The organism is Serratia proteamaculans (assembly GCF_004684015.1).
Classification (GTDB): domain Bacteria; phylum Pseudomonadota; class Gammaproteobacteria; order Enterobacterales; family Enterobacteriaceae; genus Serratia; species Serratia proteamaculans_F.
Map to the genome: position 1 here is coordinate 84,657 of NZ_SRIA01000021.1, position 16,160 is coordinate 100,816.

Genomic DNA, 16,160 nt, shown 5'->3' on the forward strand with positions numbered 1-16,160 from the left:
AATTATTTAATGACGAATGTAAACGATAATAATTATTATAAGCGACGCATTTTATGCAGAAGCCAAATTAAACTGCAAGTCGAATTCAGCCGGTAAATTGGTGTGTGATTAGCCGCTTAGCCCCATTAACCGGATGGAAATAAATTACGCAGAGAAACAAAAAAGCCCGCAACAGAAAGTTACGGGCTTAATAACAAAGAAAAACTTTTCGCCTAAGCGCTTTACATGATTAGCCGCTTACTTGCCAAACATGTCCTTGATCCAACCGGCAACACCGTCAGCATCTTTTTGCTCACCCGCAGCCTGTTGCTGCTGCTGTTGTTGCTGCTGCTCTTGTTGCTGTTGCTGAGCCGCCTGGCTTGCCTGACACAGCCCTTGCGGATTGTCGGTCCACACCGGAATGGTACGCCCGCCACCGCCACAGACAAAGTTACCGCCTGAGTCGATGCCCATCTGGTTAATACCTTCCGGCGGCTGCAGCATCAGCGGCAGCGGCGTCTGGTTTTCCAGATAGCGGCGATACAAGGTCAGCGCACCGTTGGCACCGGTCAGTTTGGCCGGGCCGTTGTTATCACGGCCTACCCAGGCGATAGCCACTTCTTTACCGTCGATACCGGCAAACCAGCTGTCGCGCAGATCGTTGGTAGTCCCGGTTTTTGCCGCCAGATTGTAGTTGGGGAATTTCACCGACAACGAGCGAGAAGTCCCGCGTGCGACACCCTGTTGCATGGCGTACAAGGTCAGGTAAGCCGCCTGCGCCGGCACCACGCGTTCCGCCTGCGGGAAGCTCTGGTACAGCACTGAGCCGTCTTCGGCTATTACCGAGCGCACCGCTGACAACGTCGCACGATTACCGCCACCGGCGATGGTCTGGTATTCCTGTGCCACTTCCATCGGCGTCAGGCCAATGGCCCCGAGCAGCATGGAAGGTACCGGATTGATTTCCGCTTTCGGAATGCCCAGACGTTGCAGTGTGGCACTGATTTGATCCAGCCCAACCGCCATGCCCAGATTCACCGTCGGGACGTTGAGCGAGAAGGCCAACCCGTCCACCAGCATCACCTGCCCACGGAATTTGCGGTCATAGTTGTTTGGCTGCCAGACGCTGCCGTTCGACAATTTCAGCGTCAATGGCTGGTCCGCTAGCCAGGTGTTGAGGCGGTATTTATCCGGCTCGGAAAGCGCAGTCAGGTAAGTAGGTGGCTTGGCCAGTGAACCGACCAAACGACGCGCCTGCATCGCACGGTTAAACCCGGCGAACTGCGGGTTGGCACCGCCGACCATCGCGCGGACTTCACCGCTGAAACGATCGACAATCACCATCGCCGCTTCCAGATCCTGAACGTGACGAGCCGCCCTCAATGCCGGAATACCGTCTTCGACCGCTTTTTCCGCCGCATCCTGTGAAACCGGATCCAGCGTGGTGAAGATTTTCACCCCGGACAGATCGTTAACCTTGTCGCCCAGCTTGGCTTGCAGTTCCTGACGCACCATCTGCATAAATGCCGGCTGCGGTGTGATCACCCCACCTTTCGGCTGCACGCCCAACGGCCTGGCGCTGAGCATGTTATACAGTTCGGCATCGATAACGCCCTGGTTCTGCAACAGTTTCAGGACCAGGTTACGGCGTTCCAGCGCCAGTTTCGGGTTACGCCAAGGATTATACAGCGACGCCCCTTTGACCATGCCCACCAGCAGCGCCTGCTGATCCAGACTCAGTTCATCCACCGGGCGGCCGAAGTAATACAGGCTGGCCAGCGGGAAACCGCGGATTTGATCGTTGCCGCTCTGGCCGAGGTAAACCTCGTTCAGATACAGCTCAAGGATACGATCCTTGCTGTAACGGTAATCCACCAACAACGCCATGTAGGCTTCGTTAGCCTTACGCCACAGCGAACGCTCGTTGGTCAGGAACAGGTTTTTCACCAGCTGCTGCGTCAGAGTACTGCCGCCCTGCACCGCACGTCCGGCGGTCAGGTTAGCCAGCACCGCACGGCCGATGGAGTATGGGCTGATACCGTCATGTTCATAGAAATGACGGTCTTCGGTGGCGATCAAGGTATCCACCAGCAGATCCGGGAAACCGGCACGTGGCACGAACAGACGTTGTTCACCGTTCGGTGACTGCAACATGGTGATCAGACGCGGATCGAGACGGAAAAACCCGAAACTGCGCTGGTTTTCCATGTTCTCGATTTTCGCCAGGCGGTTGTTCTGGAAATCCAGGCGGGCGTGGATCTGGCCCTCTTTACCGTCCGGGAAATCAAACGGACGACGCAGCATCTCAATGCTGTTGGCCTGTACGGTAAATTCCCCCGGACGGGTCATGCGACTCACCTGGCGGTATTGCATGCCCTCCAGCAAATCGACCATTTCCTTTTTGCTGTACGGCATACCCGGTTCCAGGTTGACCATGCGGCCATACACCGCCGCCGGCAACTGCCAGACCTTGCCGTCAATACGGCTGCGGATCTGCGAATCCAGATAAACGCCGTAGATTGCCAACAGCACGGCAACCACCAGAATCAGTTTGATCAGCAAGCCGAGCCAGCGGCGTTTTTTACGCGGCGGAGTCGCTTTTACCTTACGCGGCATGCGTTCTTCCTCGTCTTCATCATCATCATCTTCATCCTGGTACTCGTCTTCCTCGTAATCATCGTAATCGTCATCTCGACGACGGCGCGGCGGCTTGCGCGACGCGGTGCGTTTTGGTTGTTTCCCTTTGCGCCCAATGGGCTCGCGGTCATCCCCAGCCATTGCTGTTAATCTCCAGACTTGGCGGCACTGCCGGCCATTATAAGTCGCTTAATCTGTCGTGGCGTGACGCCGCTGAACAGAAGAAACATCTGAATTCATCAGAATGCCTCCGGGAAACCTCGACCTTCAGGCCGGGGAAGAAAGGAGGCGGTTTTCCGGCTAACTGTATTTTGCATCCCACATATTCTCCTTTAAAGTGTGTACATGAAGCGGGCATATAAATACCGGTTTTACCCAACAGCAGAACAGGCTGAGCTTTTAGCTCAGACATTCGGCTGTGTGCGTTTCGTCTATAATTCCATCCTCCGCTGGCGTACCGATGCGTACGACGAGCGAAAGGAAAAAATCGGTTATCTGCAGGCCAACGCTCGCCTTACTGCGCTCAAAAAAGAGCCTGAATACGTTTGGCTGGGCGAGGTTTCCTGCGTTCCCCTCCAGCAGTCTCTGCGCCACCAACAAACAGCCTTTGCAAACTTCTTTGCCGGACGCGCCGCATATCCGGTCTTCAAAAGCAAACGGCACAAGCAGTCGGCTGAGTTCACTGCGAGCGCATTTAAATACCGTGACGGCAAGTTATACATGGCAAAGAGCACGTCACCGCTGGACGTTTGCTGGAGCCGTGAATTACCTTCTGCGCCGTCAACCGTTACCCTTTCCAGAGATGCCGCTGGCAGGTACTTCGTTTCCTGTCTGTGTGAGTTTGAACCTGTATCAATGCCTGTTACGGCTAACACTGTCGGCATTGATGTTGGCTTAAAAGATGTGTTCGTCACCGACACCGGATTCAAAACCGGCAATCCCCGCCACACGGCTAAATATGCGAAGCGATTGGCGTTGCAACAGCGCGGGTTGAGCAGAAAGAAAAAAGGCTCAAAGAACCGCACCAAAGCCCGTTTAAAGGTCGCTCGACTCCACGCGAAAATCGCCGATTGCCGGATGGATAACTTGCACAAGTTGTCCCGCAAACTGATCAACGAAAACCAAGTTGTTTGCGTCGAATCCCTCAAGGTGAAAAACATGATCCGCAACCCGAAGCTGTCTAAGGCGATAGCCGACGCTGGCTGGGGCGAACTGGTTCGCCAGCTGCAGTACAAAGGAGAATGGGCAGGCCGTAGCGTTGTCGCTATCGACCCGTATTTTCCTTCATCCAAACGCTGTAGCTGTTGCGGCTTCACCATGAAAAAAATGTCCCTTGATGTTCGTAAATGGACGTGCTCTGAGTGCGGAGTAGCCCATGATCGTGACATAAACGCGGCCAGAAATATCAAAGCTGCCGGGCTGGCAGTGTTAGCCCACGGAGAACCTGTAAATCCTGAATCGCATCACGCGGCTTAGGTTCGGCTCGTTGAAGTGGGAATCCCCGTCCTTCAGAGCGGGGAGCAGTCAATTACTGATATTTTTTCGTGCGCCGCGTGGGGGCGGTATTTGCCGGGTCGTCCGGCCACACGTGCTTCGGGTAACGCCCTTTCATCTCTTTTTGCACTTCCCGGTAAGCGCCCTGCCAGAACGCCGCCAGATCGCCGGTGATTTGCAACGGCCGGTGCGCCGGTGAGAGTAACTCAAGCACCACCGGGATGCGACCTTCGGCCAGCATCGGACTGCGTTGTTCGCCAAACACTTCCTGTAAACGCACCGCCAGCGCCGGGGGTTTGCCGGCATCATAGCGGATCGGCAACCTGCTGCCGGTCGGCACAGTGTAATGAGTGGGTAACGCATTATCCAGTCGCTGCTTTTGCTGCCAATTCAGTAACCGCGCCAGCGCCTCGGCGATATTCACCTGTTTCAGCCCGCGCATGTCACGGACACCACTCAGCGACGGCAACAGCCACTGCTCCAGTGAGGCCAGCAACGACTCATCGTCGACCGGTGGCCAGTCAGCCTCCGGCAGCCAGTTCTGTGCGCACTGCAGGCGCAGGCGCAACTGTTCGGCGGCGGTGTCCCAGTTGAGCACCGCTACCCCCTGGGCACGCACCCAATTGAGCAGCGCCAGTTGCAGCTCTTCAGCAGCCGGTTTGGCCAACGGCTGCGCACGCAGCGTCAGGCGACCAATCTGCTGGCGTTTCCAGGCGCGCAGCGTGCCTTTTTCTTCATCCCACTCCACCGCAGTTTGCTGGGAAATCATCGCCGGTAACTGTGCCGCCAGCGCCTCAATCTCCACCGGCAGCGCCAGCAGGATACGGGCATCAGGGCTGTTATGCCCCTGTAACAGACTGGGGGCGATCAGCCATGGCGCACGCGATAACGCCTCGTCCTGATTCATCGCCGCGCCCATGCCGTTGGCCAGCAGGTAACGGCCATCCTGACCGCGCCGTTGAGCAATGCGGTCAGTAAAGGCTAAAGCCAGCAGGCGCGCTGCCAACTCGACATCAACCTGCCCGGTCTTCACCGGCAAACGTCGGGCTAGCTGGGTGGCACGGCGTTGCCAGTTCGGCTGTGGGCGACTCAGCCAATAGCCGATATCCATTTGTCCACTGCGCGGTGGCTCTTCCAGTAACGCAGCCAGCGCGGCGGCCGTTGCCAGCCCATCGGCTCCGAGATCCGCGCCGTGGGTCAGCATCGCCGCCAGCCGTGGCTCACAGCCCAGTTTGGCCATCTGCCGACCGCGCGAGGTGAGCTTATCGCCGTCATCAGTGGCCCCCAACCGCTGCAACAGCCTGCGGGCTGCCGCCAGCGCCGTCTCCGGCGGCCTGTCGAGCCAGGTCAGTTGCCCGACGTCATGGCACCCCCATTGCAGCAACTCCAGCCAAAAACCGGCCAGATCGCTTTGCAGGATTTCCGGCTCGGCGTGCTCTACCGCCCGTTCTGCCTGCTCTTTGGCCAACAGATGCCAGCAGATGCCCGGCTCCAGACGCCCGGCACGACCGGCGCGCTGGATCATTGACGCCTGGCTGATACGCTGTGTGACCAACCGCGTGAGGCCGTTACGCACGTCATAACGCGCCACTCGCTCCAGACCGCTGTCTACCACCAGCCGGATACCTTCGATGGTCAGGCTGGTTTCGGCGATGTTGGTCGCCAGCACCACTTTGCGTCGCCCGGCGGGGGCCGGTTGAATCGCTTTTTGCTGTTGTGCCAACGGCAAGGCACCGTACAGCGGGCATAGATCGGTATCGGCCGCCACCTCACCGTTCAAGCGCTCCTGCACCCGGTTGATTTCCGCTACGCCCGGCAGGAACAGCAACAGCGATCCTGTCTGTTCCGACAGCAGGCGTTTTACCGCCGCGGCCACGCCGTCCTCCAGCCGCTGATGGCTGGCCAACGGCTGATACTGGCGTTCAACCGGGAAACTGCGGCCTTCAGACACCACCACCGGGGCCTGCGGCAGCAACTGCGACAGGCGGGCGTTATCCAGCGTCGCCGACATGATCAGCAGCTTTAGATCGTCACGCAGCCCCTGCTGAACGTCCAGCAGCAGCGCCAATGCCAGATCGGCCTGCAGGCTACGCTCATGGAATTCGTCGAGGATCACCAGCGAGACGTCCTGCAGTTCGGCGTCCTGCTGCAGCATACGGGTAAGAATACCTTCGGTAACCACCTCTAACCGGGTATTGGGCCCGCTTTTGCTTTCGGCGCGCATGCGGTAACCCACCGTCTGGCCTGGCTCTTCTCCCAGTTGCTGCGCCAACCTGTAAGCCACGTTTTTCGCCGCCAATCGCCGCGGTTCGAGCATGATAATGCGCCCCGGCAACCCGGCTTTGGCCAAGATCTGCAATGGCAGCCAGGTGGATTTACCGGCACCAGTCGGCGCATGCAGCAAGACCTGCGGGGCGGATTGCAGCGCAGTGAGTAATTGATCAAGAACCGCGCTGACGGGCAGTGAAGACACAGAACTCTCCGTAGTGGTTAACATTGGACGGCGCACATTGTAGCATTAGACTCCGCCTTTCATTACTTGCCGGGAACCTATGTCCAGCTCGCGCCGCCTGTTTTTCGCCCTGACCTTGCCTGATGCGCTGCAGCAACAGGTGATCCGCTGGCGCGCCGAAGCCTTCGCACCGGAAGTCGGCCGGCCGGTCGCGGCAGCCAATTTGCATCTGACGCTGGCCTTTCTTGGCGACGTCTCGGCGCAAAAAGAATCCGCGTTGAAAAAACTGGCCGCCCGTATTAGCCAGCCCGGCTTCAGCATGGTGCTCGATGACCTCGGCCACTGGCCGCGCCCCGGCGTGGTCTGGCTCGGCACCCGCCGTGCGCCACGTGGGCTGTTACAGTTGGCAGAACTTTTGCGGTCGCAAGCGGCCCGCAGCGGCTGCTATCAAAGCCCGATGCCGTTTCATCCGCATATCACCCTGCTGCGCAGTGCTACGCAGCCGGTCGCCGTGCCGCCCGCTACGCCGGGCTGGAACTTCAGCGCTAACGAATTTGCCCTGTACCAGTCAGTGTTTGAAAACGGCCGCACGCGTTATCAGATGCTTGAGCAATGGTCTTTAGCCCGTCAGGAAACGCCATGATTTTTTCGCCACCGTTGCGTCACGCCACGCTGATTAAACGTTACAAACGCTTTCTGGCGGACGTCGTCACCCCGGAAGGGGAAACCTTCACCCTGCACTGCGCCAATACCGGTGCCATGACCGGCTGTGCCACGCCCGGCGATACCGTCTGGTATTCCACCTCGGATAACCCCAAGCGCAAATATGCCCACAGCTGGGAGCTGACACATACCCAACAGGGGGACTGGATCTGCGTGAACACCCTGCGTGCCAACACCCTGGTACGCGAGGCAATCGAACAGAATCTAATCAATGAATTATCCGGTTACAGTAAAATCAGCAGCGAAGTAAAATATGGCGGTGAGAACAGCCGTATCGATTTGTTATTACAGGCAGAAGATCGCGCTAACTGCTATATTGAAGTTAAGTCAGTCACATTATTGCAACAACAACGTGGTTACTTCCCTGATGCGGTAACGCTCAGAGGACAGAAGCACTTACGTGAGTTGCTAAGCGTGGTTGAAAGCGGGCAACGGGCGGTATTGTTCTTTGCTGTGTTACATAGCGGTATTGAGCAGGTCGCACCGGCACATCATATAGATGAGCGTTATGCGACACTGTTGGCACAGGTTCAGCAGTTGGGTGTAGAAGTGGTTTGTTATGGGGCTAAATTATCACCTGACGGTATATATCTTTGCGATAAGTTACCGTTTTTTATCGATTAGCGCTGGCCGGGCACAAATAATTCGACAACCGGTTAACGCGTCGCCAAATACGCCTCCCTTCACACCATTGTCAAGCAGGTGACAGGAATAATTGCCAACCTACTTCCCATCTGTTATTTATAGCGGCCTGTTTTTCCCCCGCATTGGGGATTCGATAGTGCGTATGTATGTAGGAGAAGCAACATGCAAGAAGGGCAAACCCGTAAAACCTCGTCCTTGAGCATTCTCGCCATCGCTGGGGTGGAGCCGTACCAAGAGAAGCCGGGCGAAGAGTACATGAACGACGCCCAGTTGTCGCATTTCAAGCGCATTCTTGAAGCATGGCGCAACCAGCTCAGGGATGAAGTGGACCGTACTGTATCTCATATGCAGGAAGAGGCAGCTAACTTCCCTGATCCGGCCGACCGTGCCACTCAGGAAGAAGAGTTCAGTCTTGAACTGCGTAACCGCGACCGCGAGCGCAAACTGATTAAAAAGATCGAGAAAACGCTGAAGAAAGTAGAAGACGAAGATTTCGGCTACTGCGAATCCTGCGGCGTGGAGATCGGCATTCGTCGCCTTGAAGCGCGTCCGACTGCTGATTTGTGCATCGACTGCAAGACTTTGGCCGAAATCCGCGAAAAGCAGATGGCAGGCTAATACAGTTGTTACCGCTGCGGCGTGCGTTCTGCGTGCGCCGCACAGAGAAAAGGGAATGTTTCCCCTCTGATATGCAAGAAAGACACTATGTGGGGCGCTTTGCCCCATCGCCTTCCGGAAGCCTGCATTTCGGTTCGCTGATTGCCGCTCTGGGAAGCTACCTCCAGGCTCGTGCCCATCACGGGCAGTGGCTGGTTCGCATTGAAGATATCGATCCCCCGCGCGAAGTCGCCGGTGCGGCCGATCGTATCTTATCCGCTCTGGAACACTATGGTCTCCTCTGGGACGGCCAGGTTATCTATCAATCCCAACGTCATGAAGCCTACCGCGCTACTCTGGATCAACTGCATCAGCAGGGGCTGAGCTATTACTGCAACTGCACCCGCAGCCGTATCCAGCAGCTTGGCGGTCTGTATGACGGCCACTGTCGTCATTTGAATCTTGACCCTCAGGGCGCCGCCATTCGCTTACGTCAGTCCACCCCGGTTTACGCCTTTCATGACCGTCTGCAGGGCGAGTTGCAGGCCGACCCGGCACTGGCACGGGAAGACTTTATCATCCGCCGTCGCGATGGGCTGTTCGCCTATAATCTGGCAGTGGTGGTGGATGACCATTTTCAGGGCGTTACCGAAATCGTGCGCGGTGCCGACCTGATCGAACCCACGGTACGCCAGATAGCGCTGTACCATCAGTTGCAGGCGCCAGTGCCCACCTATGTGCATCTGCCGCTGGCGCTGGGCGCGAACGGCAGCAAACTGTCGAAGCAAAACCATGCGCCCGCCCTCCCCGACGGCGATCCACGCCCGACACTGGTGGCCGCGCTGAAATTTCTGCGTCAACCGCTGCCGGAAAGCTGGCAAGATCTTGACCTGTCGTTATTATTGAGCTGGGCAGTCGCTCACTGGAAGCTGGACGATGTGCCGCACCGGGAGGCTATTTCCCTGGGCGAAAACACATCGGCATTCTCAAAAGAGCCATGGTGAGCTATGATTAGCCGCTATTTTTTGTTAGCGCCATTTTTATCAGACACTATCGAGGTGTACCATTTTTACCCGAGTAGCCAATTTCTGCCGTAAGGTGCTAATCCGCGATGACAAGCAGCCGCGCGATGATGCGCCGGTCAGCGATAAAAACGTAGTCCGCGAAGAAAGCGTGGTGGCGGAACAGCCGGCCGCGCCGCAGCGACGTTCCGTCGATCGCGGCAGAGAAAGCCCTGCCCGCCGGCCGGCACCGCGTAAACGCCCACCTTTTCCTGCCGCAGAGGGAAACGGCTCAATGACCGTGATCCCCCGCGACCAGCACTCAATCTCACGTAAAGACATCAGTGAGAATGCGCTGAAGGTACTGTATCGCCTGAACAAGTCCGGCTTCGAAGCCTATCTGGTCGGTGGCGGCGTACGTGACCTGTTGCTGGGCAAAAAACCGAAAGATTTCGACATCACCACCAACGCGACGCCGGAGCAAGTGCGCAAGCTGTTCCGCAACTGCCGTCTGGTTGGTCGCCGCTTCCGCCTGGCCCACGTGATGTTCGGGCCGGAAATCATTGAGGTTGCCACCTTCCGTGGTCACCACGAGCAGCAAACGCCGGAATCTGACAAAAATTCTTCCCAGCAGGCCCAAAACGGCATGCTGCTGCGCGACAACATCTTCGGTTCGATCGAAGAAGATGCCCAGCGTCGCGACTTCACCATCAACAGCCTGTATTACGGTGTAGCGGACTTCACCCTGCGTGATTACGTCGATGGCCTGCGCGATCTCAAACAGGGCGTGATCCGCCTGATTGGTGATCCGGAAACCCGCTACCGTGAAGACCCGGTGCGTATGCTGCGCGCGGTGCGCTTTGCCGCCAAGCTGGACATGACCATCAGCGATGAAACCGCCGAGCCAATCCCGCGCCTGGCGTCCTTGCTGCATGAGATCCCGCCGGCGCGTCTGTTTGAGGAATCACTCAAGCTGCTGCAGGCAGGCTACGGTTATCCGACCTATCTGAAACTCTGTGAATACCAGCTGTTCCAGCCGCTGTTCCCACAGATTGCACGTCACTTCACACCAAGTCAGGACACGCCAATGGAGCGTATTCTGGCGCAGGTGCTGAAGAACACCGACTACCGTCTGCAAAACGACATGCGCGTCAATCCGGCGTTCCTGTTTGCTGCTATGCTTTGGTATCCGCTGCTGGAACATGCGCAGAAACTGGCGCAGGAAAGTGGGCTGGCGTACTACGACGCCTTCGCGCTGGCAATGAATGATGTATTGGACGAGCAGTGTCGTTCGCTGGCCATCCCGAAACGCATCACCACGCTGGTTCGCGATATCTGGCAGTTGCAGTTGCGTCTGTCTCGCCGTCAGGGCAAGCGCGCACACAAGCTGATGGAACATCCGAAATTCCGCGCCGCTTACGATTTGCTGGCGCTGCGTGCCGAAGTAGAAGAAAACCAGGAAATGCTGCGTCTGACCGAATGGTGGGGCGAGTTCCAGGAAGCCACACCGGCACGACAGAAAACCATGTTGAGTACTTTGGGTGACGATCCGGCACCGCGCCGTGCGCGTCAGCGTCGCCCTCGCCGTCGGACGCCGCGTAAAGAAGGAGAATAATGATCCGCGTTTATATCGCGCTGGGCAGCAACCTGGCGCACCCGCTACAGCAGGTGAAAGCCGCACTGGAAGCGCTGGAGCATCTCCCGCGCACCCGGTTGATCGTTTGTTCTTCGTTTTACCGCACCAAGCCGCTGGGGCCGCAGAACCAGCCGGACTTTCTCAATGCGGTGGTCGCACTCGATACCTTGCTGCCCGCCGAACAGTTACTCGATCACACCCAGGCGATTGAACGCAATCAGGGCCGCGTGCGCAAAGATGAGCGCTGGGGCCCACGCACCCTGGATCTGGATATCATGCTGTATGGCGAACAGGTGATTCATACCGATCGCCTGACGGTACCGCATTACGGCCTGAAAGAGCGTGAATTCATGCTCTACCCGCTGGCGGAAATCGCCCCCGAGTTAGTCTTCCCGGACGGCGAATCGCTGGCCAGCTGCCTGAAGCGCGTACCGCAAAACGGCATGGAACTCTGGCATAAGCCCAAGCATAAAGCCTGAGTCGGCGCAGGATATACAGAGCGCCCTACAGCGCTACCTGAGCAACAAAGCCCCCTTCAGGCCGATTGGTAAAGCTGACACCTAATCCGTGTAAACCGGCGATACGCTGCACAATCGATAATCCCAGCCCGCTCCCCGTTTGCTCCTGACCCGGCGGACGATAAAAACGCTCCCCCAACCGCGCCAAATGTTCCGTCGTCACTCCCGGGCCATTGTCTTCGACCGTCAGCAGGTGCTCTGTCAGCCTCACCGTGACCGTACCACCCGCAGGGGTGTAACGCACCGCGTTATCCACCAGATTGCGCACCAACAGCGACAGCAGCAATGCCTGCCCCTGTATCGGTGGCGGTGTGCCCTGTTGTTCATAACGCAGCGCGACACCGGCTGCGTGAGCATGGCGATCCTGTTCCGCCAGTGTCATCGGCACCAGTTTGTCCCAGCAGACGGCTTCCAGATCGGCTAGATCTGACAGGGAGTCCAGCCGCGACAGCGTCAGCAATTGATCCACCAACCGGGTGGCACGATCAATACCTACCGTCAGATTGTCCAGTGCATGCTCGCGCATCTGCTCGTCATCACCAGCCAGTTGTACCACTTCCGTTTGCACCCGCAGCGCCGCCAACGGGCTGCGCAGTTCATGGGCGGCGTCAGAAGTAAAACGCCGTTCACGTACCAACAGCACATTCATGCGGGTAAATAACGCGTTAAGCGCATCGACCAATGGCCTGACTTCGGTCGGTACCTGGCCGGCATCCAGTGGCGTGGCATCGTCCGGTGCGCGTTTACGCAGCCCGGCGGCGACGCTGCGCAATGGCCGCAGCTCCCGCCCGACCATCAGCGCAATCAGCAGCATCAGCATCGGCAGCGTCACCAGCCACGGCACCAGTTGCCCGGTCACCATGCCCAGTGCCATATCCCGGCGATAATCCCACTCCTGCCCCACCACGATGCGATAACGACCGTCCGGGCTGGTCAGCCACAGCAGCCGCCAACTGTCGTCATCGCCCTTGCGTTCTCCGTCGGTGAAACCTTCGCGGTCGCCATCAAAACGGAAATCCGCACCGTTCTCCCCGTCGTTGAGCAGCATCTTGCCGTTGCGGTCGAAGATGGCGAACGCCAGCGCATCATCATCCTGCTCGCCACGCTTGCCGTGATGCACCAGTTTTTTGGTTTTCGGCAGGCTGCGCACGCTCTCGTCTGCTAACAGATCGCCCAGGTTGGCGGTTGCCAGTCGTTTGGCGAACAGCATCTGCTGGGTATCAAAGACCTCGTTGATGGTGTTGCGGCTCATCTTCCACGCCACCAGGCTGGCAGCACACCAGGTTAATAACGCCAGCAGGCTGAAAATCAGGATCAATCTCAACCGCAGACTAAGATGTTTCACGCGTTGTCCCCCAGCGTATAACCCACGCCGTGAATGGTGCGGATAAACCCATTACCCAGCTTGCGCCGCAGATGATGGATATGCACCTCCACCGCGTTGCTGCTGACTTCGTCGTCCCAGTTGTACAGTTTTTCCTGGATTAGCGGCCGCGCCAATACCCGTCCCTTGTTATGCAAAAACAGCTCAAGCACCGCCAATTCACGCGGGGTCAGCGTGACCGGCTCACCGTTGCAGCTCACGCTACGGGTGGCGGTATCGAACACCACATTGCCATGCACCAGTTGCGGCATCAGTTGGCCGTGACGACGGCGGATTAACGCCTGCAGGCGCGCCGCGACCTCCGTCAGGGCAAAAGGTTTGCACAGATAGTCATCGGCACCGCTTTGCAGGCCGCTGACCCGTTGCTCCAGGGCATCACGCGCAGTCAGGATCAGCACCGGTACGTCATGGCCGGCCTGCCGCCACTGGCGCAACAGATCCAGCCCATCGAGGCCCGGCAGGCTCAAGTCGAGGATCACCGCATCGTAAGGCGCGCTTTCCAGCGCATTTTTGCCGACCAGTCCATCGGTAAACCAGTCCAGATTAAAACCGAGTTTGGTCAGCCCGGCCTTGATGCCGTCACCGATTAACTTGTCATCTTCTATCAGCAGAATTCGCATGTGCGTCCTTTTTTAGCCATTACTGCCCATTACACCACAAGGTTCTTAAGAACCGCTTAAGCATTATGATCTGCGCTACCCACCCCGTTAGGGTTACAGTAGAATGACAGCACTTTTTTGCAGCCAGGGCCCTGCGTACGCCGCGCGGCTCTATTCAGGAGACGTAGTGATGAAACCCACCACCGTGACCCATTTGCACCAGTGGAAGCAGGAACAACGCAAATTTGCTTCCCTCACCGCCTACGATGCCAGCTTTGCCAAACTGTTTGAAGAGCAAGGCGTTAAAGTGCTGCTGGTGGGCGATTCACTGGGCATGACGCTGCAGGGCCACGACTCCACGTTACCGGTCACCGTCGCCGACATTGCCTATCATACCCGAGCCGTGCGCCGGGGTGCTCCGGCTTGCCTGCTGTTGGCCGACCTGCCCTTTATGAGCTATGCCACCCCGCAGTTGGCCTGCACCAATGCCGCCGAGCTGATGCGAGCCGGTGCCAATATGGTGAAGCTGGAAGGCGGCAGTTGGCTGTGTGAAACGGTGAAAACACTCACCGAACGCGCAGTGCCGGTCTGCGGCCACCTCGGCCTGACGCCGCAGTCTGTCAACGTATTCGGTGGATACAAGGTGCAGGGCCGCGATGAACTCGCTGCCAAGCAACTGTTGGAAGATGCAAAAAATCTGGAACTGGCCGGTATCCAACTGCTGGTGCTGGAGTGCGTACCGACCGAACTGGCGCGCAAGGTCACCGAAGCCCTGACCATTCCGGTGATCGGCATTGGTGCCGGTAACGTCACCGATGGTCAAATCCTGGTGATGCACGACGCCTTCGGCATTACCGGTGGCCACACGCCAAAATTCGCTAAAAACTTCCTGGCACAGAGCGGCGATATCCGCTCGGCGGTGCAACAATATATTCAGGACGTAGAGCAAGGCATTTACCCCGCTGAAGAGCACTCTTTCAACTAAAGTGTCCGCGTTAGGAGTTATGGAATGGTAATTATCGAAACCCTGCCGCTGTTGCGTCAGCAGATCCGCCGCTGGCGTCAGGATGGGAAACGCATCGCGCTGGTGCCTACCATGGGTAACCTGCACGAAGGTCATATGCGGCTTATCGATGAAGCCCGCGCGCGTGCCGATATCGTGATCGTCAGTATTTTCGTCAATCCGATGCAATTCGAACGCCCTGAAGATCTGGCCAGTTACCCACGCACCCTTCAGGAAGACAGCGAAAAACTAACCCGCCGCGGCGTTGAACTGGTGTTCGCACCGGCCCCGGCCGATGTCTATCCGCAGGGGCTGGAACAGCAAACCTATGTCGACGTACCAGGCATCTCCACCATGCTGGAAGGCGCCAGCCGTCCGGGCCACTACCGCGGCGTCGCCACCATTGTCAGCAAGCTGTTCAATCTGGTGCAACCGGATCTGGCCTGTTTTGGCGAGAAGGACTACCAGCAACTGGCGCTGATCCGCAAGATGGTGGCGGATATGGGTTACGACATCGACATAATCGGCGTACCGACCGTACGCGCCAAAGATGGCCTGGCGCTCAGTTCGCGCAACGGTTATCTGACCGCCGAAGAGCGGAAAATCGCGCCGCAGCTCAGCAAAATCATGAATGCGCTGGCTGAACAGCTCAGTAACGGTGAACGCCACGTCGACGAACTGCTGGAGCAAACCGCAGAGCACCTGCGCAACGCCGGTTTCACCCCGGACGAGTTGTTTATCCGCGACGCCGACAGCCTGCAACCACTGGGCGTTGAAAGCCAACGTGCCGTGGTGTTAATGGCCGCCTGGTTGGGCAAAGCACGGTTGATCGACAACCAGCAGGTTGACCTGACTCTGTAGGTTTTTGCATATTTGGTACCGTTGTTACCGGGAAAATAATAAAAAATCTACCCTAATGGATTTCGAGTTGCAGCTAGGCGGCAAGTACGGGAATCCCCAGGAGCTTACTCAAGTAAGTGACTGGGGTGAGCGTAAGTAGCCAACAACGCTGCAGCTTGAAAGACGAAGGGTATAAATGCCACCTCAATCGCCTGTGAAGGCTGATACTTAGTTAGGTAAAGTTATGATACGTACTATGCTGCAAGGCAAGCTGCATCGGGTGAAAGTGACTCAGGCCGACTTGCACTATGAAGGCTCCTGCGCCATCGATCAGGACTTTCTGGAGGCCGCAGGCATTCTGGAATATGAAGCTATCGATATTTATAACGTTGATAACGGTCAGCGTTTCTCGACCTATGCCATCGCCGCCGAACGCGGTTCGCGCATTATTTCGGTCAATGGTGCGGCAGCACGCTGCGCCTGCGTAGGCGATAAACTGATCATCTGCTCCTACGTACAGATGAGCGATGCCGATGCCCGCCAACACCGCCCGAAAGTTGGCTACTTCGAGGGTGACAACCACCTGCAGCGCAAGGCGAAAGCCGTGCCGGTTCAGGTCGCGTAAAAGTAAAAACGGGCGCTGTCGGCGCCC

14 protein-coding genes are annotated in these 16,160 nt (G+C 57.5%); 10 read left to right on the top strand and 4 right to left on the bottom strand.

Features of this window, described 5'->3' with window-relative positions; genetic code table 11:
• Nucleotides 1–237 precede the first annotated feature (237 nt).
• A complete protein-coding gene (mrcB, locus tag E5C26_RS20565) occupies nucleotides 238–2,757 on the bottom strand; it encodes a bifunctional glycosyl transferase/transpeptidase (protein ID WP_135317959.1) in 2,520 nt (839 codons plus the stop codon).
• A gap of 204 nt (nucleotides 2,758–2,961) precedes the next feature.
• On the opposite strand from mrcB, the gene E5C26_RS20570 reads away from it, so the two are divergent.
• Nucleotides 2,962–4,092, top strand: a complete 1,131-nt coding sequence (locus tag E5C26_RS20570; protein WP_135317960.1) for an RNA-guided endonuclease InsQ/TnpB family protein — start codon at nucleotides 2,962–2,964, stop codon at nucleotides 4,090–4,092.
• A gap of 52 nt (nucleotides 4,093–4,144) precedes the next feature.
• Here the strand turns inward: E5C26_RS20570 and hrpB are convergent, their stop codons facing one another.
• Nucleotides 4,145–6,583 carry an ATP-dependent helicase HrpB gene (hrpB, locus tag E5C26_RS20575; RefSeq protein WP_206194299.1) on the bottom strand — a complete coding sequence of 813 codons (2,439 nt, stop codon included), beginning with the start codon at nucleotides 6,581–6,583 and terminating at the stop codon, nucleotides 4,145–4,147.
• A 79-nt stretch (nucleotides 6,584–6,662) separates the two neighbouring features.
• Here hrpB and thpR point away from each other — a divergent pair, with 79 nt between their 5' ends.
• The 6 genes from thpR to folK all read left to right on the top strand — a co-directional run bounded on the left by thpR (nucleotide 6,663) and on the right by folK (nucleotide 11,643).
• A complete protein-coding gene (thpR, locus tag E5C26_RS20580) occupies nucleotides 6,663–7,205 on the top strand; it encodes an RNA 2',3'-cyclic phosphodiesterase (RefSeq protein ID WP_135317961.1) in 543 nt (180 codons plus the stop codon).
• Nucleotides 7,202–7,909, top strand: coding sequence for a DNA/RNA nuclease SfsA (gene sfsA, locus E5C26_RS20585; protein WP_135317962.1), 708 nt, complete (start codon nucleotides 7,202–7,204; stop codon nucleotides 7,907–7,909). The genes thpR and sfsA overlap by 4 nt, the downstream gene beginning before the upstream one ends.
• Nucleotides 7,910–8,092: 183 nt before the next feature.
• Entirely contained in the window at nucleotides 8,093–8,548 is a 456-nt protein-coding gene (dksA, locus tag E5C26_RS20595; protein WP_012146687.1) for an RNA polymerase-binding protein DksA, read from the top strand.
• 71 nt (nucleotides 8,549–8,619) lie between these two features.
• Nucleotides 8,620–9,531, top strand: a complete 912-nt coding sequence (gene gluQRS, locus E5C26_RS20600) for a tRNA glutamyl-Q(34) synthetase GluQRS (protein WP_135317963.1) — start codon at nucleotides 8,620–8,622, stop codon at nucleotides 9,529–9,531.
• A gap of 61 nt (nucleotides 9,532–9,592) precedes the next feature.
• Nucleotides 9,593–11,143, top strand: coding sequence for a polynucleotide adenylyltransferase PcnB (gene pcnB, locus E5C26_RS20605; protein WP_135317964.1), 1,551 nt, complete (start codon nucleotides 9,593–9,595; stop codon nucleotides 11,141–11,143).
• Nucleotides 11,143–11,643 carry a 2-amino-4-hydroxy-6-hydroxymethyldihydropteridine diphosphokinase gene (gene folK / locus E5C26_RS20610; protein WP_135317965.1) on the top strand — a complete coding sequence of 167 codons (501 nt, stop codon included), beginning with the start codon at nucleotides 11,143–11,145 and terminating at the stop codon, nucleotides 11,641–11,643. The genes pcnB and folK overlap by 1 nt, the downstream gene beginning before the upstream one ends.
• 25 nt (nucleotides 11,644–11,668) lie before the next feature.
• Here the strand turns inward: folK and qseC are convergent, their stop codons facing one another.
• Together qseC and qseB are read right to left on the bottom strand one after the other, a co-directional pair.
• Nucleotides 11,669–13,027 (bottom strand): quorum sensing histidine kinase QseC, encoded by a 1,359-nt coding sequence (qseC, locus tag E5C26_RS20615; RefSeq protein ID WP_135317966.1) that lies wholly within the window; start codon nucleotides 13,025–13,027, stop codon nucleotides 11,669–11,671.
• On the bottom strand, nucleotides 13,024–13,686 hold the full coding sequence (gene qseB, locus E5C26_RS20620; RefSeq protein ID WP_135317967.1) for a quorum sensing response regulator transcription factor QseB: 663 nt from the start codon (nucleotides 13,684–13,686) through the stop codon (nucleotides 13,024–13,026). The genes qseC and qseB overlap by 4 nt, the downstream gene beginning before the upstream one ends.
• 169 nt (nucleotides 13,687–13,855) lie before the next feature.
• Between qseB and panB the strand changes: the two genes are divergently transcribed.
• The 3 genes from panB (at nucleotide 13,856) to panD (ending at nucleotide 16,133) form a co-directional block, all read left to right on the top strand.
• Entirely contained in the window at nucleotides 13,856–14,650 is a 795-nt protein-coding gene (gene panB, locus E5C26_RS20625) for a 3-methyl-2-oxobutanoate hydroxymethyltransferase (RefSeq protein ID WP_135317968.1), read from the top strand.
• A 24-nt stretch (nucleotides 14,651–14,674) separates the two neighbouring features.
• Nucleotides 14,675–15,529 carry a pantoate--beta-alanine ligase gene (gene panC, locus E5C26_RS20630; RefSeq protein ID WP_135317969.1) on the top strand — a complete coding sequence of 285 codons (855 nt, stop codon included), beginning with the start codon at nucleotides 14,675–14,677 and terminating at the stop codon, nucleotides 15,527–15,529.
• A 223-nt stretch (nucleotides 15,530–15,752) separates the two neighbouring features.
• A complete protein-coding gene (gene panD, locus E5C26_RS20635; protein WP_012146695.1) occupies nucleotides 15,753–16,133 on the top strand; it encodes an aspartate 1-decarboxylase in 381 nt (126 codons plus the stop codon).
• The last annotated feature ends 27 nt before the right edge of the window (nucleotides 16,134–16,160 follow it).

Coding starts and splice junctions, on each gene's coding strand:
- panB (WP_135317968.1), top strand. CDS start 13,856: ATGAAACCCACCACCGTGACCCATTTGCACCAGTGGAAGCAGGAACAA.
- mrcB (WP_135317959.1), bottom strand. CDS start 2,757: ATGGCTGGGGATGACCGCGAGCCCATTGGGCGCAAAGGGAAACAACCA.
- dksA (WP_012146687.1), top strand. CDS start 8,093: ATGCAAGAAGGGCAAACCCGTAAAACCTCGTCCTTGAGCATTCTCGCC.
- qseB (WP_135317967.1), bottom strand. CDS start 13,686: ATGCGAATTCTGCTGATAGAAGATGACAAGTTAATCGGTGACGGCATC.
- folK (WP_135317965.1), top strand. CDS start 11,143: ATGATCCGCGTTTATATCGCGCTGGGCAGCAACCTGGCGCACCCGCTA.
- panD (WP_012146695.1), top strand. CDS start 15,753: ATGATACGTACTATGCTGCAAGGCAAGCTGCATCGGGTGAAAGTGACT.
- E5C26_RS20570 (WP_135317960.1), top strand. CDS start 2,962: ATGAAGCGGGCATATAAATACCGGTTTTACCCAACAGCAGAACAGGCT.
- gluQRS (WP_135317963.1), top strand. CDS start 8,620: ATGCAAGAAAGACACTATGTGGGGCGCTTTGCCCCATCGCCTTCCGGA.
- thpR (WP_135317961.1), top strand. CDS start 6,663: ATGTCCAGCTCGCGCCGCCTGTTTTTCGCCCTGACCTTGCCTGATGCG.
- panC (WP_135317969.1), top strand. CDS start 14,675: ATGGTAATTATCGAAACCCTGCCGCTGTTGCGTCAGCAGATCCGCCGC.
- sfsA (WP_135317962.1), top strand. CDS start 7,202: ATGATTTTTTCGCCACCGTTGCGTCACGCCACGCTGATTAAACGTTAC.